Annotated in this window: 22 protein-coding genes; 10 read left to right on the top strand and 12 right to left on the bottom strand. The window is 61.7% G+C overall.

What is annotated here, in order from left to right:
- The first annotated feature begins 101 nt into the window (after window positions 1-101).
- Window positions 102-1,046 (top strand): AraC family transcriptional regulator, encoded by a 945-nt coding sequence (locus tag NVV77_RS19270; protein WP_295415637.1) that lies wholly within the window; start codon window positions 102-104, stop codon window positions 1,044-1,046.
- A 3-nt stretch (window positions 1,047-1,049) separates the two neighbouring features.
- Here the strand turns inward: NVV77_RS19270 and rpoH are convergent, their stop codons facing one another.
- Both rpoH and NVV77_RS19260 read right to left on the bottom strand, forming a co-directional pair.
- Window positions 1,050-1,916, bottom strand: a complete 867-nt coding sequence (rpoH, locus tag NVV77_RS19265; protein WP_295415635.1) for an RNA polymerase sigma factor RpoH — start codon at window positions 1,914-1,916, stop codon at window positions 1,050-1,052.
- A gap of 232 nt (window positions 1,917-2,148) precedes the next feature.
- Window positions 2,149-3,177, bottom strand: coding sequence for an RluA family pseudouridine synthase (locus NVV77_RS19260; protein ID WP_295415633.1), 1,029 nt, complete (start codon window positions 3,175-3,177; stop codon window positions 2,149-2,151).
- Here NVV77_RS19260 and NVV77_RS19255 point away from each other — a divergent pair.
- Window positions 3,176-3,529, top strand: a complete 354-nt coding sequence (locus NVV77_RS19255; protein WP_295415631.1) for a DUF6476 family protein — start codon at window positions 3,176-3,178, stop codon at window positions 3,527-3,529. The genes NVV77_RS19260 and NVV77_RS19255 overlap by 2 nt on opposite strands.
- Window positions 3,530-3,547: 18 nt before the next feature.
- On the opposite strand, the gene NVV77_RS19250 is transcribed toward NVV77_RS19255, so the two are convergent.
- Together NVV77_RS19250 and NVV77_RS19245 are read right to left on the bottom strand one after the other, a co-directional pair.
- Entirely contained in the window at window positions 3,548-4,717 is a 1,170-nt protein-coding gene (locus NVV77_RS19250; protein ID WP_295415629.1) for a hypothetical protein, read from the bottom strand.
- 185 nt (window positions 4,718-4,902) lie between these two features.
- Window positions 4,903-5,475 carry a DUF1134 domain-containing protein gene (locus NVV77_RS19245; protein ID WP_295415627.1) on the bottom strand — a complete coding sequence of 191 codons (573 nt, stop codon included), beginning with the start codon at window positions 5,473-5,475 and terminating at the stop codon, window positions 4,903-4,905.
- Window positions 5,476-5,572: 97 nt separating this feature from the next.
- Here NVV77_RS19245 and NVV77_RS19240 point away from each other — a divergent pair, with 97 nt between their 5' ends.
- From NVV77_RS19240 to NVV77_RS19230, 3 genes are all read left to right on the top strand, one after another.
- Window positions 5,573-6,070, top strand: a complete 498-nt coding sequence (locus NVV77_RS19240; protein WP_295415624.1) for a YHS domain-containing (seleno)protein — start codon at window positions 5,573-5,575, stop codon at window positions 6,068-6,070.
- 69 nt (window positions 6,071-6,139) lie between these two features.
- On the top strand, window positions 6,140-6,850 hold the full coding sequence (gene chpT / locus NVV77_RS19235; RefSeq protein WP_295415623.1) for a histidine phosphotransferase ChpT: 711 nt from the start codon (window positions 6,140-6,142) through the stop codon (window positions 6,848-6,850).
- A gap of 83 nt (window positions 6,851-6,933) precedes the next feature.
- The gene (locus tag NVV77_RS19230; protein ID WP_295415621.1) at window positions 6,934-7,305 is read left to right on the top strand and encodes a PleD family two-component system response regulator; all 372 of its coding nucleotides are present in this window, start codon (window positions 6,934-6,936) and stop codon (window positions 7,303-7,305) included.
- On the opposite strand, the gene NVV77_RS19225 is transcribed toward NVV77_RS19230, so the two are convergent.
- Both NVV77_RS19225 and NVV77_RS19220 read right to left on the bottom strand, forming a co-directional pair.
- The gene (locus tag NVV77_RS19225; protein WP_295415620.1) at window positions 7,302-8,567 is read right to left on the bottom strand and encodes an RNA polymerase sigma factor; all 1,266 of its coding nucleotides are present in this window, start codon (window positions 8,565-8,567) and stop codon (window positions 7,302-7,304) included. The two genes, NVV77_RS19230 and NVV77_RS19225, sit on opposite strands and share 4 nt — an antisense overlap.
- Window positions 8,568-8,648: 81 nt before the next feature.
- A complete protein-coding gene (locus tag NVV77_RS19220; protein ID WP_295415619.1) occupies window positions 8,649-9,515 on the bottom strand; it encodes an alpha/beta hydrolase in 867 nt (288 codons plus the stop codon).
- Window positions 9,516-9,678: 163 nt separating this feature from the next.
- Between NVV77_RS19220 and NVV77_RS19215 the strand changes: the two genes are divergently transcribed.
- The gene (locus NVV77_RS19215) at window positions 9,679-10,236 is read left to right on the top strand and encodes a hypothetical protein (protein WP_295415618.1); all 558 of its coding nucleotides are present in this window, start codon (window positions 9,679-9,681) and stop codon (window positions 10,234-10,236) included.
- Window positions 10,237-10,360: 124 nt separating this feature from the next.
- Here the strand turns inward: NVV77_RS19215 and ctrA are convergent, their stop codons facing one another.
- Window positions 10,361-11,068, bottom strand: coding sequence for a response regulator transcription factor CtrA (gene ctrA, locus NVV77_RS19210; protein ID WP_035085763.1), 708 nt, complete (start codon window positions 11,066-11,068; stop codon window positions 10,361-10,363).
- A gap of 430 nt (window positions 11,069-11,498) precedes the next feature.
- Here ctrA and fliI point away from each other — a divergent pair, with 430 nt between their 5' ends.
- Together fliI and fliJ are read left to right on the top strand one after the other, a co-directional pair.
- A complete protein-coding gene (gene fliI / locus NVV77_RS19205; RefSeq protein ID WP_295415615.1) occupies window positions 11,499-12,827 on the top strand; it encodes a flagellar protein export ATPase FliI in 1,329 nt (442 codons plus the stop codon).
- A 58-nt stretch (window positions 12,828-12,885) separates the two neighbouring features.
- Complete coding sequence (gene fliJ / locus NVV77_RS19200; protein ID WP_295415613.1) at window positions 12,886-13,299, top strand: flagellar export protein FliJ; 414 nt, start codon at window positions 12,886-12,888, stop codon at window positions 13,297-13,299.
- Between the two features lie 87 nt (window positions 13,300-13,386).
- Here the strand turns inward: fliJ and NVV77_RS19195 are convergent, their stop codons facing one another.
- From NVV77_RS19195 to NVV77_RS19185, 3 genes are all read right to left on the bottom strand, one after another.
- The gene (locus tag NVV77_RS19195) at window positions 13,387-14,016 is read right to left on the bottom strand and encodes a PRC-barrel domain-containing protein (RefSeq protein ID WP_295415611.1); all 630 of its coding nucleotides are present in this window, start codon (window positions 14,014-14,016) and stop codon (window positions 13,387-13,389) included.
- A gap of 404 nt (window positions 14,017-14,420) precedes the next feature.
- Window positions 14,421-14,879: a GNAT family N-acetyltransferase gene (locus tag NVV77_RS19190; RefSeq protein WP_295415610.1), complete on the bottom strand. Its 459-nt coding sequence runs from the start codon at window positions 14,877-14,879 to the stop codon at window positions 14,421-14,423.
- A gap of 41 nt (window positions 14,880-14,920) precedes the next feature.
- A complete protein-coding gene (locus tag NVV77_RS19185) occupies window positions 14,921-16,012 on the bottom strand; it encodes a putative zinc-binding peptidase (protein ID WP_295415608.1) in 1,092 nt (363 codons plus the stop codon).
- A gap of 96 nt (window positions 16,013-16,108) precedes the next feature.
- Here NVV77_RS19185 and NVV77_RS19180 point away from each other — a divergent pair, with 96 nt between their 5' ends.
- Window positions 16,109-16,720 carry a LysE family translocator gene (locus tag NVV77_RS19180; RefSeq protein ID WP_295415606.1) on the top strand — a complete coding sequence of 204 codons (612 nt, stop codon included), beginning with the start codon at window positions 16,109-16,111 and terminating at the stop codon, window positions 16,718-16,720.
- 80 nt (window positions 16,721-16,800) lie between these two features.
- A complete protein-coding gene (locus NVV77_RS19175; protein ID WP_295415604.1) occupies window positions 16,801-16,998 on the top strand; it encodes a DUF2934 domain-containing protein in 198 nt (65 codons plus the stop codon).
- A gap of 61 nt (window positions 16,999-17,059) precedes the next feature.
- Here the strand turns inward: NVV77_RS19175 and flhA are convergent, their stop codons facing one another.
- On the bottom strand, window positions 17,060-19,213 hold the full coding sequence (gene flhA / locus NVV77_RS19170) for a flagellar biosynthesis protein FlhA (RefSeq protein WP_295415601.1): 2,154 nt from the start codon (window positions 19,211-19,213) through the stop codon (window positions 17,060-17,062).
- Between the two features lie 92 nt (window positions 19,214-19,305).
- Window positions 19,306-20,673 (bottom strand): sigma-54-dependent Fis family transcriptional regulator, encoded by a 1,368-nt coding sequence (locus NVV77_RS19165; RefSeq protein ID WP_295415599.1) that lies wholly within the window; start codon window positions 20,671-20,673, stop codon window positions 19,306-19,308.
- Window positions 20,674-20,680: the final 7 nt, after the last annotated feature.

Genomic DNA, 20,680 nt, shown 5'->3' with positions numbered 1-20,680 from the left:
GTTGTGTCAAAAATGCCGCCCTATCAAGGTATTGGCGGCTTGACGATATGCATGCTCGGCCCAATAGTCGGCCGATGGACCAGGCGCCGGACTATGCTCCAGTGGAATTTCTGTTTTCGAGCGGGACGCTTCCCGGCTCGGATCCGGTTGCCGCCATGAAAGAATATGTCGGGCGAGAAATCGGTCGCTGCGAGATTGATCTCGCCGACGACGAAAAGCCCTTCGAATACCGAATCGCAGTCAACAGCATGGCCGAAGTCACCTGGGGCCGCGTCAGCGGAACGCCCATGGCCATGACCCGCACGCCGCAATTGCTGGCCGATGGTGCCGATGACTTGATGCTGGTGCTGGCAGACAATGCCATGCAGATCGAGGATGGCAAGACCGAGATCGCTGTGCGCCCGGGCGATGCATTCATGCTGTCATTGGGGCGGGTGACTACAGTGCGCCTGCTGGAAAATTGCAGCGGCTGGTCGATGCGCCTGCCGCGCCGACCGCTGGCCGCCGCCTTGGCGCATCTGGGCGAAGCGCCATTTATGCACCTGCCCCAGACGACGGGCCTGACCCTGCTGCGCAACTATTTGCGGCTGCTCGACGCGGCTCAAATCATCGATCCGGCGCTGCGATCAACTGCCGGTCGGCATGTGCAAGATCTCAGTGCGCTCGTTGTCGGCGCTTCGCGCGACTATGCCGAGCAGGCGCGCCTGACATCGGCCGCGACGGTGCGGCTGCAGGTGATACAGGCCGACATGGAAAAGCATCTCGGCCATCCCGGACTGGACCTTGGCTGGTTGTCGCGGCGCCACGGCCTATCGCCCCGACAAATCCAGAGGCTATTTGCCGCCAGGGATACGAGCTTTTCGGAACAGTTGCGCTGGATGCGCGTCAGCGCGGCGCGTCGCATGCTCGAAGATCCCCGCGAGGTGGGGCGGCCCGTCATTGCCATTGCGCTTGATTGCGGATTTCCCGAGGCCTCGGCGCTCAATCGCGCCTTCCGTCAGGCTTTTGGCATCCGGCCGACCGATGTCAGGCCGGCCGGACGCTGATTTTTAGTGCTGCGCAGCCTGCTGCACGGCTTCCTGTACCTTTTCAAAGGCGCGGACTTCGATCTGGCGGATGCGCTCGCGGCTGACGTCATATTGCTGGGCCAGTTCTTCAAGCGTCGCGGGATTATCCTGCAGGCGGCGCGCCTGGAAGATGGCGCGTTCGCGTTCGTTGAGCACGTCCATGGCCTGGTTGAGCAGGGTCATGCGCTCGTCGAATTCCTGGGTTTCACCCAGGCTCGTTTCCTGGTCCGGCGTGTCATCGACCAGCCAATCCTGCCATTCGGACGAACCCTCATCCGCCCGCATGGGCGAATTGAGCGAAGCGTCGCCGGAGAGGCGCGCATTCATCGAGACGACATCGTCTTCTGTCACCTTGAGCGTCGTGGCGATCTGCTTGATCTGGTCGGGATGGAGGCTGCCATCGTCCAGGGCTGCGATCTGCCCCTTCACCTTCCTGAGGTTGAAGAACAGACGTTTTTGCGCGGCGGTGGTGCCGATCTTCACGAGGCTCCACGAACGCAGCACATATTCCTGAATGGCGGCACGGATCCACCACATGGCATAGGTCGCAAGCCTGAAACCCTTTTCGGGTTCGAAGCGCTTGACCGCATGCATGAGGCCGACATTGCCTTCGGAAATGACTTCAGAGATCGGCAGGCCATAGCCACGATAACCCATGGCGATCTTGGCGACGAGGCGCAGGTGGCTGGTGATCAGCTTCTGGGCCGCGCCTGGATCGGCATGTTCCTTGTAGCGCTTGGCGAGCATGTATTCTTCATCCGGTTCCAACATGGGGAACTTGCGGATTTCCTGCAGATAGCGGCTGAGACCGCCTTCAGAGGAGAGGACGGGCAGATTGGTTTGGGCCATGGACGCACCCCCTTTCGTATCCCCCGCATTGCGCGGGCGGAAGAATCTTCCCCTGTCCGTACGGCACAGGCGAAGACGCACCGCCTAATATAGGCGGCAGTTTGTCGATTTTAAGAGGCAGAAACCCGATCCAACGTTACAATTTGGATAAGGTTCCCGCTGGCATTTTCGATGTGCCTCAAACACTACGTGCCAGCGGGCCTTTCGGTTCGATCACCCTTGAGTGATGCCGTCAGCGCGCAAAGGCCTTGTCGAAGGGCTCAAGCGCATCCTGCAGCGCCTGCAGATCGTCAGGCAGATCTGCCTCGAACATCATTTCTTCGCCGGTTACTGGATGCTCGAAGCCAAGTTCGGCGGCGTGCAGCGCCTGGCGCCCGAGCGCGCGAACCGCATTGGCCAGTTCTTCTGGCAGGCGGTTGACCTTGGTGACATAGCCCGAGGCATAGACCTGGTCGGCAACGAGGGGATGGCCGATATGGGCCATGTGCACGCGGATCTGGTGGGTACGGCCGGTTTCGAGCTGGCACTGGATGCGGGTAATATCCCAGCCCTCTGCGCCATAACGCGCTTCGACCGAATAGTGGGTAATGGCCTCGCGCCCATCCTTGCGCACGGCCTGCTTCAGGCGATTGCCGGGGTCGCGACCGAGCGGCGCATCGACCGAGCCAAGCGCACTCTGGGTCGTCCCCCAGGCAAAGGCGGTATAGGCGCGATGCAGCGGTCCGGTGCGCCCATGATCAGCGAACTGCTTTGAGAGGTGCTTGTGCGCTTTTTCTGTCTTGGCCGCCACCATGACGCCCGACGTGTCGCGGTCGAGCCGATGTACGATGCCAGGGCGCTTCACCCCGCCAATGCCTTTCAGACTCTCCCCACAATGGAAGATCAGCGCATTGACCAGCGTGCCATTGGGCGAGCCGGGGGCAGGGTGCACCACCATGCCGACAGGCTTGTTGATGACGATCAACTCGTCATCCTCATAGAGGATATCGAGCGGAATATCTTCGCCCTGCGGCTCCGGATCTTCCGGGGGTGGGGCAAGAAGGACGATTGTCTCCCCGGCCTTCAAGCGATACTTGGGTTCGCTGACGGGCTTACCGTCGATGGTGACGGCGCCAGCAAGGATCAGATCCTTGATCCGGCTGCGGCTCAGGACGTCGTGTTCTCTAGCGAGCACGGCATCGAGCCTGCCTCCGGCGTTGGTTTCATCGACGACAAGCTCGATCGGCTCGCCCTCGAATTCTAGATCGGTATCGTCCGCCATGAGTGATCCTGACAAGTCCGGCAATAAGCCCGCCCCTGCCGAAACCGAAGTCTCGCCCGAGGCTGCCGCCGCTATTGGAAAAGCACGCCGCTCGGCGGGTTTCGCCATGGGCATCATGTTGCTGGGCTTTATGGCGATTGGCGTGGCGGTTGTCTATCGCCTCATGCGCGATGCACCACCCCCGACCATTGCCGCAAGCGTGGCCGTTCCGGCCGGGGCCGAGGTCGTTTCGGCCGTGACATTGGATGGGACCATTCAGGTCACCTACCGCGCTGGTGGCGCGGTCATGCTGTCCGTGTTCGACTCCAAGACCGGCGAATTGCGTCAAAGCACGGAAATCGCGGCGCAGTAAAATGCGGCGAGGGGCGGGTTACCGCCCCTGAATTTCCCGCAATGCCGCGAGGCGATCCGATACCGAGCCGCGACGCGGGCCATCGCTGGTCGGTGGCTCCAGCGTCCCCATCGACTCCCCATCATCGGCAAAGCGCTGCACGCGATCGAAGAGGCTTTCCTCGGGATTGTCGTTGAGCGGGGTGTCGTGGTCGACGGCATAGACCAGCCGGCTGACGCTGGCGGCAATGTCGTTGAGCTTTTCGCGTAAGTGCGCCTCTTCGAAGCGCTCGGTTTCCCAATCCGCCAGGATCGAGGATTCCACATTGGCGACCTTGGAGCGCAGCCGCTCGACTTCGTCTTCGAGACCGAGCTTGTCGGCGAGCAATTGCTCGACCCGGCCGTGGCTTTCGGCAACGGCTTCGCTGGATTCGGCAAGGAGCGCGTTGAGCCGGTTTTCGGCGCTGGCGATACGGGCTTCCGCGGTGACGAGCGCCTCGGCGTTTTCTTCTTCGCGGGCATCGCGCCGGGCAAGGGCATCGCGCATCTGGGCGATGGCGGCGGTGGCCTCGGACGAGCGGCGATCGGAATTTTCCAGCCGGTTGATGAGGCTGCGGGCCTGGTCTTCAAGGAAGCTTGCGCGCTTGCGCTCGATAGCAAGCAGGGCGGTCAGCCGGTCGATATCCTGATCATAGTCGCCGCTGAGGTTTTCCGAGCCGGTCGGCTGAGGAAAACCCTCGCGCAGGCTCCCACGCAGGGTTTCGATCTCGTCCTGGCGCACTTCCACGTCGCGGTCGCGCATGCGCAGCCGTTGCGCGAGGTCCGTGCCTTCCTTTTCGAGCTCAAGCACGCGGGCCCGCAGATCGACCTGCCGGCTTTCGAGCTCGGAAACCACGGCCATGTGCTGTTCGCGCTCGGCCTTGAGCGCGCCGAGATCGGTGCGCTTCTGGTTCACATCGCTCAATTGCTCGGCGAGGCGCTTGCGCAGCGTCTCTACATTCATTTCGAGCCGGCGCGTCGAAAGCGCGAATTCGGCGCGCAACTGATCCTTGTCAGCGCGGAATTCGGAAAGGGTAATGGGCGTTGCAGCCTCGATGCGGCGCTTGGTCAGGCGTACCGCCCGCTTCCACACGGCCGGCATGATGATCAGCGCAACCAGTCCTGCCACCAGCAGGCCCAGTGCAAAATACATCATGTTCTCGATCAGCATCGCGCATACTCCGGCCGCAAGGCAGCCCCGGCACAGCCGGCTCGTCCATATTCCGATTTAGCGCCCCGGTTTTACCCTGGCCATCTCCACAGAAGATTAACCCTAACGGCCCCGGGACACGAGTCACGAAAAAGCCGGGGACAAAGCCCCGGCTTGCATACATTGTTTCGGCGAAACCATGAGCCTCAGAAGGGGTTCCAGGTGGGCTCATTGGTGAAGTTGAGATAGCCGACATTGATGCCGAGACGGGCGCCGACGCCCGAACGGATCGGCACAACGACGACATTGCCGCGCTTGGTCACGGTCATGCCGAGCCCACCGATCACATAGGCCGAGCCATCAACGCCCGGATAGCGGCCGAGAATCTCCTGGATGGTTTGCAGGTTATAGACCAGCATCATCACCTTCGAGCCGTCGCCGCCAACGTCGAAGCCGATGCTCGGACCCTGCCAGAAGATCGAATATTCCCCGGCATTGCGGGTATAGAGTTTGCCCTCGCCATATTTGGCGCCGACAAACAGGGCGCCGCCGGCTTCCTCGCCGAGGATATAGCCATTGGGCAGGCCGAACTGGCTCACGGCCTTTTCGACCACAGAGGCAAGGCCCTGGCTGGCAGAGCCGAAGAACTGGTGTCCGCTTTCAACCAGCTCCTCACCCGAATAGGTGTCGCTCAGCGAACCCTGTGCCAGGGCGGGTGCAGATGCCGGCAGTGCGAGCGCCAGCAACAGGGCACCAATTTTGGCCAGGCGTTTGAACATGGATCATCTCCCTTGGGCGGCTCAGCGTGGTTACGAAGACATTAAGGTCTTTGCGGCAAATTTACCGCCGACGACGTGCCGATCCTGGATTTCGATCATGCAGCAAACCTCTAAACAAATCTTAACCATGTTCGCCGTGGTGCTGCCGCTTTTTGGGCCGTTTTCCGCCCTTTTTACCCCCGCGCTCGCCCAGTCCGTCGTCAGCTACATCACCGCCGATCCGCTAACAGGCATCGCCATAGGTGGCATGGATCCGGTTTCCTATTTCACCGAAAAGGCTCCGCAGCAGGGCAAGGCGGAGTTCGAATTCTACTGGATGGGCGCGCCCTGGCACTTTGCCAATGAAGCCAATTTCGAGATCTTCAAGCGCCACCCGGAAATCTATGCACCCCAATATGGTGGCCATGGCGCCATGAGCATGGCGCGCGGCTTTGTCTCGGATTCAGATCCGCGCCTCTACACCGTGTTCAAGGACCGCCTTTTCCTCTTTTATTCGGCAGCCAATCGCGAGGCATTCCTGCTCGCGCCCGATGCAGCCGCTCGCCAGGGCGCCGCAAACTGGCCAGCATTGTCCAAAACGCTATCGACGCAGTAGTGCTGGACCGCGCGTCCCTTTATCCTTCCCAAGACTGATTCACCGCTTCGGCGGGCATGGAGACCTAAGATGACCGATATCATTGAGCTCAAGGCAACGGACCTCGCCGCAATGCTGTGCTCGCGGGTTTGCCATGACCTGATTAACCCCATCGGCGCCATCGGCAACGGGCTCGAAGTTCTGGCCGATCCCTCGCAGGCTGAAATGTCGGAAGGCGCGCGTGACCTCATCGCCAGCGCCGCCAAGCAGAGCCGGGCAAAACTCGAATTCGCCCGCCTCGCCTATGGCGCCTCCTCGACTGCCGGCACAGATATCGACACGCGCGAATGCGAGCGCGTTGCGCGCATTCTCTTCGATATCGAAAAGGCCGATCTCGACTGGCAGGTGCCGCTGATCCTCCTGCCCAAGCACAAGGCCAAGCTCCTCATGAACATGCTGCTGATCGCAGCCGGTTCTGTGCCGCGCGGCGGACTCGTCACGGTCAAGGTCACTGGTCCTGCCGGCGAAGAGAAGTTCGAATTCAACTCCAAGAGCGATCCTGAAAAGCGCCAGAAGACGCTGATCCCGTCGGGTTCGGCTGGCCTTCTCTCGGGCATGCCGGAAGAAGGTTCGGTCGACGCCCGGGGTATCCAGCCCTTCTATACCGGCCTTCTCGCCCGCATGACCGATATGGAGATCGATATCGGCATCGAGGCCGACATCTTCTTTTTCACGGCCATCCCCAAGGCCAAGGAAGAGGTTGTCGCCGAGGAAGCCAAGGTCGAGACGTCAGGCGAATAGCGAAGAGTTTCTTTTTCGCTAACCATTCCCAAACCACTTGCCGCGCATAGTCCGGGCAGCGCCTGCCTGCCCGGAGCTCCGCCATGCCCACTTGCCTGATCGTTGACGACTCCACCGTCGTGCGCAAGGTTGCTCGCCGTATTCTCGAGGACCTCGATTTCACGGTCGAAGAAGCCGAGGACGGCCAGGAAGCCTTCGAGAAGTGCAAGGCCGACATGCCGGACGCAATCCTGCTCGACTGGAATATGCCGATCATGAGCGGGCTCGAATTCCTGAAATTGCTGCGCGCCTTCATCGGCGGGGAAAAGCCGCATATCGTCTATTGCACGGTCGAGCACGACATCGGCGCCATCGCCATGGCCCGCAAGGAAGGCGCCGACGACTATATGATGAAGCCGTTCGACCGGCAGAGCCTCGAAGCAAAATTCGACCTCAGCCGGTTCGAAACGGTCTAGCCGGCGACTTCCGCTGCCCTGCCCAGCAGATACGCCTTCTCGCGCTCGTTCCGCGTCAGTTCCGCTGCGTGCCGGAAATCGAGATTGGCCTCGGTATGCCGCTCGAGTTTTCGCAGGAGGTCGCCGCGAACGCCATAGAGCAGGTGATAGTTCTCGAGCATCCCACCTTCGCGAATGGCTTCCACCAAGGGGAGGGCCGCAGCCGGCCCTTCGGCCATAGACACAGCTACGGCCCGGTTGAGTTCAACCACCGGCGAGGGCATGATTTCCACCAGTACGGCGTACAGCGACGCGATCCGGCGCCAGTCCGTATCGGCGGATTTCCGCGCCCTTGCGTGACAGGCCGCGATGGCCGCCTGCAGCGCATAGGGGCCGGCCACACCATTGAGCGCATTGACGCGATCGAGCCCGGCAAGGCCGCGCCGGATCATCAACTGGTCCCAAAGCGCCCGGTTCTGGTCCGGCAGCAGGATAGGCTCGCCCTTGGCATTGGTGCGGGCATGGACGCGGCTATGCTGGATTTCCATCAGCGCCAGGAGGCCATGCACTTCGGATTCCTCGGGCATCAGCCGGGCGAGAATGCGCCCCATGCGCATAGCTTCTTCGCAGAGCTGCGGCCGCATCCAGTCTTCGCCTGCCGTTGCCGAATAGCCCTCGTTGAAGATGAGGTAGAGCACGCCCAGCACGGATTGGAGCCGTTCAACCCGCTCCTCGCCGCGTGGAACTTCAAAGGGCACGCCAGCATCGGCAATAGTGCGCTTGGCGCGCACGATGCGCTGGCCGATGGTCGTGTCATTGGCCAGAAAGGCGCGAGCGATCTCTTCCGTCGTCAACCCGCCAATCAGGCGCAGCGTCAGCGCAACGCGGCTTTCGGCAGGAAGGATGGGGTGGCAAGATGTGAAAATGAGGCGCAGGAGATCGTCGCCGACGTCGTCGTCCATACTGTCATGGATGGCGGTTTCGGCGTCCGGCACCTCGTCCTCCATGATGCGGCTGACTTCTTCGAGCTTTCCCTGCGCCATCTTGCGGTGGCGGAAATAGTCGATGGCCTTGCGCTTGCCCGCCTGCATCAGCCAGGCGCCAGGATTGCGCGGCACCCCGGTTTCCGGCCAATGTTTTAGCGCCGCCATCAGGGCGTCCTGCGCCAGTTCCTCGGCCAGCGAGATGTCGCGCACCAGCCGTGTAAGGCCCGCGATCAGCCGCGCCTGTTCGACGCGCCAGACCGTGGCAATTGCCCGGTCGGTTTCTTGGCGATTGCTCATTGACCCCTCCAAATCGCTGACAAGGTTGCCAGCGAAGTGGCGCGAGGAAAAGACCGGAGTGGCTGATACCGGCAGGAGTGATCATTGATCGAACATGCCTTTGGGGGTTTCGCCGTTGAGGAAGGGGCCGACAAAGCCCATCAGCAGGTCGACCTGATTGATCACCGCTGTGTGCGAGGTCGCCGGCAGGATGGCAAGGCGCGAGGCGCCGAGAGGCTGGCCCATGTCGCCCGGCTCGCCGCCGCCGAGCAGGCGGAACATGCTCACGATATGCTCGAGCGTCATCATGTCGGCATCGCCGGCAATGATCAGCACGGGCGCCTTCAATTCCTTGACCTCATCGCCCCATGCCAGCGGTTCATGCTCCAGCGCGATCATGCGCTCGACAAAGGGCCGAAAGCCCTCGGGATTGGGCGCGTACTGTTTCCAGGCGTCTTCCATCGGCGAGCCGATGAACATTTCCGGGGTCATGGTCGGGATCATCTGGAGAAAAGCCGGCTGCGAGCCCGCCATGTCATAGCTAACCGAGGCGGCTACGAGCTGGTCGACCTTTTCGGGATGGTCGATGGCAAGCCGCAGGCCTGCCGCGGCGCCCATGGAATAGCCAAAGATATCGGCCTTTTCCAAGCCGACCGCATCCATGAAGGCGGCAACGTCACTGGAGAGGTTGGGATAGGTGATGGGCCGGTCGATATCCTCCGTCCGCCCGTGGCCCTGGAACTCGATGGCATAGACTGTGTGGCTTTCCGCCAGCGCCGGAATGATGCCGCCCATGGTGGGAATGTTCATATAGGCGCCGTGCAGCACGACGATCGGATCGCCGGAGCCGGAAACTTCATAGTAGAGGTCCATGCCATTGACCTCGACGGTCTTGCCGACGGGTTCGGTCTGGGCGAGGGCAGGGCTCACAGCCAGCAGCAGGACGGCGATGGGGGCAAGGCGCAGCATTTTCGTCTCCTCGATAGTGGCCCTTCAGGGCATTTCGATAAGACGACGAACCAGTTGCATTGGTTTCTACATGGCCCAGCGATTTTTCTGCATGGCCCGCTCAGCTTCGGTTCAGCTTGGCAGCGCTAGAGGCACGCCCACACTTTCCGAGGGGAAACTTTTCATGCGCACTGCGTCCGTGCTTGTCTTCATTGCCTGCCTCGCCATTTCGCTCAAGGCAGAGGCTTCGCCCATCACCAATACCTGGATCGATTCCGTGTCCCGCTCCGGCCCGGCTTCACCCGAGCCATGGGGCGAGGTCAAGCAGGTCTATAGCGTCACCATCGGCGACCAGCCTGTCGTTCTCGAAGAAACCCCGCTTGCAGACCTCGCGGCCAGCCTCGGCGCTGCAGCGCAGAACTGGGGCGAGGCGGGGGAGGCCGTCACCTGGGCGTGCCTCTCTCGCAGTGCCGAAACGCTCTGGCTCTATTCGGATGGTGAAATGGGCGGTGGTGCGGTGACCGGCGTGGCTGTCGATGTGCGTGATCCGGCTCCCGCCTCGGCCAATTGCGGCACCTGGCCCGCCGACCTCAAGGTCGATCTCGGCATGATGGGCATAGGCCTGCCCGCCGATGTCATTGCCGCCAACTACTTGACCGGCCAGCCCGATGACTATGGCTGGTTCCGCAGCACCAATCTGACCGACGCCGCCACCCCGCCGGGCAAGATCTGGCAGAACTGACCTTCCGCGCCAATGCCGATGGCACGGTGGATGCCATGGCCGTCATGCAGGAAACCGGTGACTAAACCCAAAACAAAAAGCCCCGCAGCGGTTGCGGGGCTTTTGCATTTCTATCACCGGAAGATCAGGCGACGTTTTCGCTATAGACATCGGCCTCATCGGGCTCGCGCAGCACATAGCCGCGGCCCCAGACGGTTTCGATGTAATTCTTGCCGCCGGTGGCAACGCTGAGCTTCTTGCGCAGCTTGCAGATGAAGACGTCGATGATCTTCAGTTCCGGCTCGTCCATGCCACCATAGAGGTGGTTGAGGAACATTTCCTTGGTGAGCGTCGTACCCTTGCGGAGCGAGAGCAGCTCCAGCATCTGGTATTCCTTGCCCGTCAGGTGGACGCGGGCGCCCTGCACTTCGACGGTCTTGGTGTCGAGATTGACCATCAGGTCGCCCGTCGAGATGACCGACTGGGCATGGCCCTTGGAGCGACGAACGATGGCGTGGATGCGAGCCACGAGTTCGTCCTTGTGGAAGGGCTTGGTCATGTAGTCGTCGGCACCGAAGCCGAGACCACGCACCTTGTCTTCGATGCCGGCAAGGCCCGAGAGAATAAGGATCGGCGTCTGCACCTTGGCGACGCGCAATGTCCGCAGAACCTCATAGCCGCTCATATCGGGCAGATTGAGATCCAGCAGGATAATATCGTAGTCATAAAGTTTGCCGAGATCGACGCCTTCCTCACCGAGATCGGTGGTGTAGACGTTGAAGCTTTCGGACTTGAGCATCAGTTCGATGCTCTGCGCCGTGGCGCTATCGTCCTCGATGAGGAGTACCCGCATTATATTCCCCTTGTCATTCGTTCCTGCTGGAACCCGCGTGATGGGATGACAAGTCCAACCACCACGCTCCAACCCTACTGGATATGACTGAAGCCTAAGCCCAAATAGTTAACAAAGTTTAATTCGCTTCGGCAATACGCAAACACTGGTAAGATGATTTTAATTTAAGTGTTTGAAATTGTTAAGAAAAATAGATGAAAATTTCTTAAGGTAGTACGTTAAGAAGTGCCTACAAGCGATTCAGGCGACTCGTGCATTCCGTGATGTGGGAGTGATTTGGGCACAAAGCTCCGCCATCTACGCCAGCGGCCCGAACGCTCAGCCAATAGCGAATTTAAGTTAATGTTCGGTTATCTTGCGATTCGCGCCGGCCCCGATTCGGAGGCGGGACGTAAACCATATTTGTGTCAGCAAAAGGCCCGAACCAAGCATGAAGGCGCTCATATCGGCCATCGACGCCATCGACGATGTCGAGGTGTTCGGGCGCGTCAAATCGGTTCAGGGGCTGCTGATCGAGGTCGTGGGCCCGGTGCGCGAACTGCGCGTGGGCGGCCGCGTCATGATCGAGGGCAGCGATGGCGGACACCTAGCCGCCGAGATCATCGGTTTTCGCGATGGCCACGCCCTCTGCCTGCCCTTTGGCGAGTTGAGTGGCGTGCGCATGGGCTGCAAGGCGGTGTTCAAGCGCCACGACGGCTCGGTCAATCCCTCCATGGCCTGGCTCGGCCGTGTCATCAATGCCAATGGCGAACCCATTGACGGCATGGGGCCTCTGGCGCGCGGCGCAAAATCCTATCCGCTGCGCCAGTCGCCGCTTGCAGCGCACGATCGCGTACGCGTCGGCGATCCCCTTGATCTCGGCGTGCGCACCCTCAACACGTTCACCACGCTGTGCGAAGGCCAGCGCATGGGTATCTTTGCCGGCTCGGGCGTCGGCAAGTCCGTGCTCATGTCGATGCTGGCGCGCAATACCAATGTCGACGTCTCGGTCATCGGCCTCATCGGCGAGCGCGGCCGCGAAGTGCACGAGTTCATCCAGGAATATCTCGGCGAAGAGGGCCTCAAGCGCGCTATCGTCGTGGTCGCGACCTCGGACGAAGCCGCGCTCATGCGCCGGCAGGCCGCCTATATCTCCCTGGCGCTTTCCGAATATCTGCGTGACGAAGGGCTGCGGGTCCTGTGCATGATGGACTCGCTCACCCGCTTTGCCATGGCGCAGCGCGAGATCGGTCTTTCCATCGGCGAACCACCCACGGCAAAGGGTTATCCACCGACCGTGTTCACCGAATTGCCACGTTTGCTTGAGCGTGCGGGCCCTGGAACGCCTTCTACCGGTTCTATTACCGGACTATTTACCGTTTTGGTGGAAGGTGATGATCACAATGAGCCCATTGCTGATGCCGTTCGCGGTATTCTCGATGGGCACATCGTGATGGAGCGCGGCATTGCCGAGCGGGGGCGTTATCCCGCCGTCAACGTGCTCCGGTCCATTTCGCGCACGATGCCAGGGTGCGTACCGACCGAAGTTCGGCCGGTTCTGGCAAGGGCGCGAGAGCTCATGTCCATATTTTCGGACATGGAGGAACTGATCCGGCTGGGGGCTTACCGCAAAGGGTCAGATCCGAATGTGGACCGCGCTATCGCCGTGAATCCCAAGCTGGAAGGGTTTTTGAACCAGCAGCGGGAGGAAACGTCGACGATCGCCGAGGGCTATGAACGCCTTGCGGAGATCATCGCCGAGGCGGATGCGCAGGTCTGACGGGAGTGTGCTTGGGGCCTCTTTCGGAGACTGACTTGATGTGTAAGGAGTACAGGTCTTGAAATCGCGCAGTGAGAGCCTCATTCGGCTCAAGAAGTTCAATGTCGACGAAAAGCGCCGGCAGGTCATGCAGATCGAAATGATGGTCGCGGACTTCGAGCGCATGGCTTCCGAACTCGATCAGCAGATCGAGATCGAGCAGACCAAGACCGGGATTTCCGACGTCGCCCATTTTGCCTATTCCACCTTTGCCAAGGCCGCTCTGCAGCGCCGCGACAATCTGCTGGCCTCCGCCACCGATATGCGCGGCAAGCTCGAGACGGCGCAGGACCAGCTCGCCGAAGCCCTTGAAGACCTGAAAAAGGTCGAGCTGCTCGATCAGCGCGAACATCAGCGCGAGCGCGACGAGCAGAACAAGATCGAGCAGGCCGAATTCGACGAAGTGGCCCGCCAGCGTTTTCGTAACCGCTGAACCGAGAATTCAGAATGCAAAAAGGCCCGCCGAAGCGGGCCTTTTCCTTTCCTTGAGCCTCCAGTGAGCAAAGGCCCAGAGGAAAGATTACTGCGTGGTAACCGGAGCGGGATCGGCAGCCGGCGCCATCGCGTCGGGAGCAGCCGGGGCCATGGCATCGGCAGGGGCTGCGCCATCGGCCGGCACGTCTTCCTCCCAGACAAAGTCAGGGGCAGTGGTCAGTGCCTCGGCAGTGGTCGGGAGCACCCAGCGCTCGGTGTTGTCAGCCGCGAGGGTAAATTCGAGCGAGCCGAAATCGACGGCGACATTCTTTTCCCCGATGCCCAGGAAACCACCGACGCCGATCACCACCGCTTCGATCTGGCCGCCTTCAGAGAAGACGATATCATTGATCGAACCGATTTCTTCGGCGTCGTCACCGGCGCTCGAATAGACCGGCTGACCGATGAGGCGCGTGCCGAGATTGTCGGTATCAGCGGCCACATAGCCGGCCGACATGTCCCAGGGTTCGTTGACATCGGTTTCCTCGGCAGCGCCCGTGTCAACGGGGGCGGCCGTGACTTCGGCCGGCGTATTGGCATCGGCCGGAGCAGTTGCGGGCGCTTCAGTTGTAGTAGCGGGTGCATCTGTGGGGGCCGGAGCGGGCGCCGTCTGAGCAATAGCAGCAGTACCCATGAGCACGGCAACGGCCGTAGTAGTCAAAAGCGTGCGGATCATTGTAGGCTCCAATGGTTCATTTGTTTGAACAGGGCCATGCGGCGCAAAACTTGCCGGTAGAGTGCCGCGTGGCCCGTTGATTGGTGAACGCCTCGATCCCGATGCCGTTCCCCATCAATTTCCCAACTAATTGCGGAACCATTGAACGATTTGCTGCGAAATCATTGAACGATTTGCTGCGCAAACGTTGAAAAGGCCGGCTCCCGCGCGAGGCGGTGCCGGCCCTTTTCCGCCTCCCTGGCGGTTGGTCGCGTCCTGCGAAAAGACAAGAATTCGCGTTCTTGCCTTAAGTAGCACCACACCTGGTTGCCGCCCGGCAGGACGCGCTCTATGAGCGACAAGCCCACAATAACGCAGGTTTGAGGGCAGGAGTCCCTCGGCCGGGTTAATGCGTTAAATTTGAATTAATCGATTAAGGTTGCGCTAGCCTTGTCATAGTCGCGCATGGCCCGATGCGGCATGCCGCCATCCATGAATTCCGGGCCGAAAGCGACAAAGCCGAGCTTCTCGTAAAGCCCCAGCTTGTCCGATTGTGCGGTGAGGTAAAAGCGCTCGCTGCCCTTGGCCCGCGCATCGGCCATGGCCTTTTCGATGAGCTTTCGCGCCACGCCCTTGCCGCGCCAGGCCTGGTGCACGGCCACCCGGCCGATCTTCATGTGCTCGGGCTGTTCGATGAGCCGCAGGGTCGCAACGACATTGCCCTCGGCCACGGCGACATAGTGGATCGCGGTGAGGTCGTAGCTATCGAGCTCTTCCTCCTCGGGCACTTTCTGCTCCCAGACGAACACCTCCTTGCGCAGGGCGAAGGCGGCATTGGAAAGGGTCGAAAAAACGGGGACGCGAAGAATGATGATGTCGGACATAAACGAGGGTTTACCAGCAAGCGCCTGATGCTGGAAGTCCGTCAGCCTTCGACCTCAAGCGCCGCCAGATGCCCCAATGCTGGCGCTTGGTGCACGAGATCATTCACAAAACCCAGCTTTTCGATCACCGCCGGCGTCAGCACGAAGGGATAGGCGTCGGCCTGTCCCATGGCGCGATTGAGATTGTTGAGTAGCGAAGCGAGCGGAATCCAGTTGTCGATGATCCCTGCCATGTCCGGCGCCATATAGGGATCGAAGTGCACTGGCGGCATGGTCAGGCTCCCGTCGCCAGTCCGGGGCCTTGCCCTGATGCCGAAGGCGGCTGCCATCTCCACCGTGTCGATGATGTGGAGGTAGTGCGCAAACGTTTCGGCAAAATCCTCCCAGGGGTGGGCGGTGGCATAGGCCGATATATGGGTTTGCGGCCAGCCCGCGGGCGTGCCACTAGCGTAATAGGCCTCTAGCGCCGCGCCATAATCGGCCCGTTCGTCGCCGAAAAGCGCGCGAAACTGCTGTTCCGGCGGCTGCCCAGCCACCAGCAGATCCCAATAGTGGTGCCCGACCTCGTGCCGGAAATGACCGAGCAGGGTGCGATAGGGTTCGCCCATGCCGGCGCGGCGGCGCTCCCGCTCGGCGTCATCGGCCTCCGCCAGCGCGATGGTGATGACGCCACTTTCATGCCCTGTCATCACATGCGGTGCGCTGCCGGCATCGGCGAGAAAGCGGAAGGCGAGGCCGTGCTCGGGGTCCTCGTCCCGTGTTTTCAGCGGCAAGCCCAGGCGCAATAGCGAATAGACCAGGCGCTTCTTGGCCCGTTCGACCACCTGCCAGCGCAGCAGATTGTCGGGATTGTCGAGCGCAGGAATGGTCTCGTTGTGAATGCAGGCCGCGCAGAGCACTGGTCCGCCTTGCTCGGCCGGTATCAGCCAGTTGCAGGCTCCATGCCGGGCATTGTCGCAATAGATATAGGCCTTTCCCGGAAAGGCCGGCGCCAGCCAGCCCCCCGCCGCCTCATCGAGCGAAATCAGCGCATTGTCCTCGGGCAGATAGCCCAGCGCGTGGCCGCAATGCTCGCAGCGGCTGTTCTCGAAATAGACGGTATTGCCGCAATGATCGCAGACGAAGAGGCGCATGCCGGTCCCCTGTTGGTGACGGGGATAATGTCACGCAGGACTTGCCGTTCCGCACGAAAAGAGAAACTGTCCGTCAAAACCGCCCGGAGGACCGCCATGAGCGTCGAATTTCTCATCACGACCCTGATCGTCGTCGTCTCCCCGGGCGCCGGGGCGCTCTACACCATCGCCGCCGGCCTCGGCCGCGGCGGCAAGGCCAGCATATGGGCGGCCTTCTTCTGCACCATCGGCATCGTGCCGCACATGATCGCCGCCATCACCGGTCTTGCCGCCATTCTCCATGCCAGCGCGCTTGCCTTCGAAATCATCAAATATCTCGGCGTCGCCTATCTCCTCTACATGGCCTGGGCGACACTGCGCGAAACCGGCTCGCTCTCGGTTTCGGCCAATGCCGAACCCAAGAGTCTCAAAGACATGGCCGTCGAGGTCGTTCTCATCAACCTCCTCAATCCAAAGCTCTCGATCTTCTTCTTCGCCTTCCTGCCGCAATTCGTGCCGGCGGACGCGCCGGGTGCGGTACCGCAGATGCTGCAGCTGAGCCTTGTTTTCATGCTCATGACCTTCGTGGTCTTCGCGCTTTACGGGCTCTTTGCCGCCGCCATTCGCGGCCATGTCATCTCAAAGCCGACGATCATGACCTGGATGCGCCGCTCCTTTGCGGCCGCTTTCGTGGCCCTAGGCGCCAAGTTGGCCCTGACCAGTCGGTAAAATCTCTCGTCACGGCCGCGTCGTCGGCAACTGCTAGGTCAGGCTCGCGTTCTGCATTCATGCGTAACGAGGAGAGCACCATGCCGCATGTCGAGGAATACAAGGTTCGGGATCGCGCCTACCAGCTTTGGGACGAGGCCGGCCAGCCTGAGGATCGCGAACAGGAATTCTGGTACCAGGCCGAGCGAGAGCTGGCCGAAGAGGAAGAGGTCGATACCTCCCGCGAAGCCTCGGTGATCAACCTGCCGCCGCTGACCGCTGGCAATCTCGCGAACTAACCAAATAGAAAGGGCGAACCGCTGGTTCGCCCTTTCGCTGTTCTGATCCTGCGGCAGGAGCCTAGATGGCACCCACCGTCTTGAGGCGGACGCGTGGGTGAACCTCGTTCTGGCTCATCACCACCGTCTGCGGGCGGAAACGCTCGATGATGGCGCGAACATGCGGGCGGATCGAGGGCGAGGTGATCATCACCGGCAGTTCGCCCTGCTGAGCGGCCTTTTCGAAGGCTTGGCCCACCGAGACGATGAACTGCTGCAAACGGCTCGGCGCCATTGCCAGGTGCCGGTGTTCGCCTTCGCCCACCATGGCTTCGGCGAAGTCGCGTTCCCATTGCGGGGAGAGCGTAAGCAGCGGCAGGTTGCCGTCCTGGCCGAGATTGGCGGCGCAGATCTGGCGGGCAAGACGGCTGCGCACATGCTCGGTGATCGCCTGGATCGAGCGGCCGGGCGCTGCCACTTCGGCGATGCCTTCGAGGATCGTCGAGAGGTCGCGAATCGAGATGCGCTCGGTGAGCAGAGCCTGCAGCACGCGCTGGACGCCCGAGACCGAAATCTGGCTCGGGATGATGTCTTCCACCAGCTTCTGCTGATCCTTGGGCAGGCCCGAAAGCAGGGTCTGCACATTGGCGTAGCTCAGAAGCTCGGCGACGTTGGCCTTGAGCACTTCGGTCAGGTGGGTCGAGATCACGGTCGACGGATCGATGATCGAAAGGCCGCGCAGTTCGGCTTCGTCGCGCAGCGCCGGGTCGATCCAGGTTGCCGGCAGGCCAAAGGTCGGCTCGGTTGTCTGGTGGCCCGGCAGGTCGATCGGATTGCCGTAGGGGTCCATGACCATCAGCAGGTTAGCGTGGATCTGGCCGTGGGCGGCCTCCACTTCCTTGATGCGAACCTTGTAGTCATTGGGTTCGAGCTGCATGTTGTCGAGAATGCGGACCGGCGGCATGACAAAGCCCAGTTCCAGCGCCAGCTGGCGGCGCAGGGCCTTGATCTGCTCGGTGAGGCGATCGGTGCCCGTTTCGTCTTCCTTGACGAGGCCGAGCAGGCCATAGCCGAGTTCGAGCTTGAGATCGTCGATCTTGAGGCTGTCGCTGATCGGCGGTTCGCCGGCAGGCGCGGCACCGGGCTGGCCGGGTGCACCCGGAGCCTTGGCTGCGGCTTCCGCCACGGTCTTGGCACGCTCGACCACTTCACGGGCGGCCTTGCCGCGCGAGGCGCGGAAGGCGGCGTAGCCGACGCCACCGGACAGCGCAAGGAAGGGAAGCAGCGGCATGCCGGGCAGCAGGGCAAGAGCGGCCATCACGGCCGATGCCATGCCCAGGGCCTTGGGGTAACCACCAAACTGGGCGGTCAGGGCCTTGTCGGCGGCGCCGGCAACGCCCGACTTGGAAACGAGGATACCGGCTGCGGTCGACACGATCAGCGCCGGGATCTGGCTGACAAGGCCGTCGCCGATGGTCAGGAGCGTATAGACGTTGCCTGCTTCCTGGATCGTCAGGCCTTCCTGCATCACGCCGATGGCGATGCCGGCCGAGACGTTGATGAAGGTGATGATCAGGCCGGCAATGGCGTCGCCGCGCACGAATTTGGAGGCACCGTCCATGTTACCGAAGAAGGCGCTTTCGCCTTCCAGTTCCGCACGGCGCTTCTTGGCGGTGTCTTCGTCGATCAGGCCCGCCGAAAGGTCGGCGTCGATGGCCATCTGCTTGCCGGGCATTGCGTCCAAGCTGAAGCGTGCCGCGACTTCGGCGATACGGCCGGAACCCTTGGTGATGACGATGAAGTTCACGATCACGAGGATGATGAAGATCACGATACCGATGATGAAGTTGCCGCGCGTCACGAAATTGCCAAAGGCCTCGATGACGTGGCCGGCAGCGTGCGTGCCGTTATGGCCTTCCGAGAGGATGAGACGGGTGGTCGCCAAGTTGAGGCCAAGCCGCAGCATTGTGGCGATCAGCAACACGGTGGGGAAGGACGAGAATTCCAGCGGCTTCTGAATGAACAGCGCCGTCATCAGGATCATCACCGAAAAGACGATCGAGATGGCGAGGAGGCCGTCGACCAGCAGTGCCGGCAGTGGCACGATCAGGATGACGATCAGCCCCATCACACCGGTGGCGAGTGCGATGTCGCCCGAGCGCAGCAGGTCCATCACCGATTTGGGCGTGGGCAGCTTGAACGCGAAGCGGGAAGGCGAAGAAGAAATATCGGTCATCGTGCCGGTCCTATGGCCTCAGGCCAAAGTCGAAAACCCCTCTCCCAGGATGGGAGAAGGGGAAGAGAGGTCGCGGGGATCGAGGTGGGCGCTCAAGCCACGTTCCGCCGTTCGCCGGGCTCGGGAATGGCGAGCCCTTCGTCGGAATATTGATTGAGCTTGTTGCGCAGCGTGCGGATCGAAATGCCCAGGATATTGGCCGCATGGGTGCGGTTGCCCCAGGTGTGGTCGAGCGTATCGAGGATCAGCTCGCGCTCGACATCGGCCACGGTCCGGCCGACAAGGGCACGGGACATGGCTTCGGCGGTTTCGGCCAGCAGATGAGCCGGCGAATTTGCGCGGGCGGCTTCGTTGAGGCCCATGCCATCGGGCAGCACGATGGCTTCCGAACCGATCATGGTGCCGGTGGCGAGAAGCACCGCGCGATGCAGCGTGTTTTCAAGCTCGCGGACGTTGCCCGGCCAGGGCGCGTGGAGCAGCGCCGTGCGGGCATCCTCGGAAAGCTCGCGCTTGGGCAGGCCATTGGCCTTGGCATATTTGGCAACGAAGTGATCGGCCAAAGCCACGATGTCGCCGGGGCGCTCGCGCAGGGCCGGGAGCTTGAGGTTGACGACATTGAGGCGGAACAGCAGGTCTTCGCGGAACGAGCCTTCGCGCACCGCTTCCGTCAGGTTGCGGTTCGAGGTGGCGAGAATGCGGATATCGACCGGCACGGGCTTGGTGCCGCCAACACGGTCGATGACGCGCTCCTGGATGGCGCGCAGCAGCTTTGCCTGCAGGCGCACATCCATTTCCGAAATTTCGTCGAGCAGCAGGGTGCCGCCGGTGGCTTCCTCGAATTTTCCCACCCGGCGGGCGATGGCGCCGGTGAAGGCACCCTTTTCGTGGCCGAAGAGTTCCGATTCCAGCAGCGCTTCGGGAATGGCGGCGCAGTTGACCGAGATGAAGGGCTTGTTGGCGCGCTTGGAGCGCGAGTGGACGAAACGGGCGACGACTTCCTTGCCGGTGCCGCTTTCGCCGGTGATCAGGATGGAGGCTTCGGAGGCCGCAACCTGCTCGGCCATCTTGACGACGCGCTGCATGGCCGGATCGCGGAACAGAAAGTCTTCGCTGTCGCGCGAGACCGCCTGGATGACGGCGGCGATCAGCGTCGCGTCGGGGGGCAGCGGGATATATTCCTTGGCGCCGGCGCGGATGGCGTTGACGGCGGCGGCAGCATTGGTCTCGACGCCGCAGGCGACGACGGGAATGGCGATGCGTTCGGCTTCGAGCGCGGCGATGAGGCCGGCAATGTCCATCATCACGTCGACCAGCAGCAGGTCGGCGCCGCGGCCCGTACGAAGTGCGGCCATGGCGATATCGATACCGGGGGCATGAGCGACCTTGGCGCCGCCATCCATGGCCATTTTGGTGGCCTGGCTCAGTTGACCTTCGAGGGCTCCGACGATGAGGAGACGCATAGCAGTC

It is taken from the genome of Devosia sp. (assembly GCF_024707125.1).
In the GTDB taxonomy this organism is placed as follows: Bacteria; Pseudomonadota; Alphaproteobacteria; order Rhizobiales; family Devosiaceae; genus Devosia.
The sequence above is the reverse complement of the archived record's forward strand: the minus strand, read 5'-3'. Positions and strand labels throughout refer to the sequence as shown.

Bases quoted from the DNA above. Each gene is read 5' to 3' on its own strand.
- NVV77_RS19215 (WP_295415618.1), top strand. From the start codon at position 9,679: ATGCGCACTGCGTCCGTGCTTGTCTTCATTGCCTGCCTCGCCATTTCG.
- NVV77_RS19260 (WP_295415633.1), bottom strand. From the start codon at position 3,177: ATGGCGGACGATACCGATCTAGAATTCGAGGGCGAGCCGATCGAGCTT.
- chpT (WP_295415623.1), top strand. From the start codon at position 6,140: ATGACCGATATCATTGAGCTCAAGGCAACGGACCTCGCCGCAATGCTG.
- rpoH (WP_295415635.1), bottom strand. From the start codon at position 1,916: ATGGCCCAAACCAATCTGCCCGTCCTCTCCTCTGAAGGCGGTCTCAGC.
- NVV77_RS19180 (WP_295415606.1), top strand. From the start codon at position 16,109: ATGAGCGTCGAATTTCTCATCACGACCCTGATCGTCGTCGTCTCCCCG.
- flhA (WP_295415601.1), bottom strand. From the start codon at position 19,213: ATGACCGATATTTCTTCTTCGCCTTCCCGCTTCGCGTTCAAGCTGCCC.
- NVV77_RS19230 (WP_295415621.1), top strand. From the start codon at position 6,934: ATGCCCACTTGCCTGATCGTTGACGACTCCACCGTCGTGCGCAAGGTT.
- NVV77_RS19245 (WP_295415627.1), bottom strand. From the start codon at position 5,475: ATGTTCAAACGCCTGGCCAAAATTGGTGCCCTGTTGCTGGCGCTCGCA.
- ctrA (WP_035085763.1), bottom strand. From the start codon at position 11,068: ATGCGGGTACTCCTCATCGAGGACGATAGCGCCACGGCGCAGAGCATC.
- fliI (WP_295415615.1), top strand. From the start codon at position 11,499: ATGAAGGCGCTCATATCGGCCATCGACGCCATCGACGATGTCGAGGTG.
- NVV77_RS19165 (WP_295415599.1), bottom strand. From the start codon at position 20,673: ATGCGTCTCCTCATCGTCGGAGCCCTCGAAGGTCAACTGAGCCAGGCC.
- NVV77_RS19195 (WP_295415611.1), bottom strand. From the start codon at position 14,016: ATGATCCGCACGCTTTTGACTACTACGGCCGTTGCCGTGCTCATGGGT.
- NVV77_RS19175 (WP_295415604.1), top strand. From the start codon at position 16,801: ATGCCGCATGTCGAGGAATACAAGGTTCGGGATCGCGCCTACCAGCTT.
- NVV77_RS19250 (WP_295415629.1), bottom strand. From the start codon at position 4,717: ATGCTGATCGAGAACATGATGTATTTTGCACTGGGCCTGCTGGTGGCA.
- NVV77_RS19185 (WP_295415608.1), bottom strand. From the start codon at position 16,012: ATGCGCCTCTTCGTCTGCGATCATTGCGGCAATACCGTCTATTTCGAG.
- NVV77_RS19225 (WP_295415620.1), bottom strand. From the start codon at position 8,567: ATGAGCAATCGCCAAGAAACCGACCGGGCAATTGCCACGGTCTGGCGC.
- NVV77_RS19190 (WP_295415610.1), bottom strand. From the start codon at position 14,879: ATGTCCGACATCATCATTCTTCGCGTCCCCGTTTTTTCGACCCTTTCC.
- NVV77_RS19240 (WP_295415624.1), top strand. From the start codon at position 5,573: ATGCAGCAAACCTCTAAACAAATCTTAACCATGTTCGCCGTGGTGCTG.
- NVV77_RS19220 (WP_295415619.1), bottom strand. From the start codon at position 9,515: ATGCTGCGCCTTGCCCCCATCGCCGTCCTGCTGCTGGCTGTGAGCCCT.
- NVV77_RS19255 (WP_295415631.1), top strand. From the start codon at position 3,176: ATGAGTGATCCTGACAAGTCCGGCAATAAGCCCGCCCCTGCCGAAACC.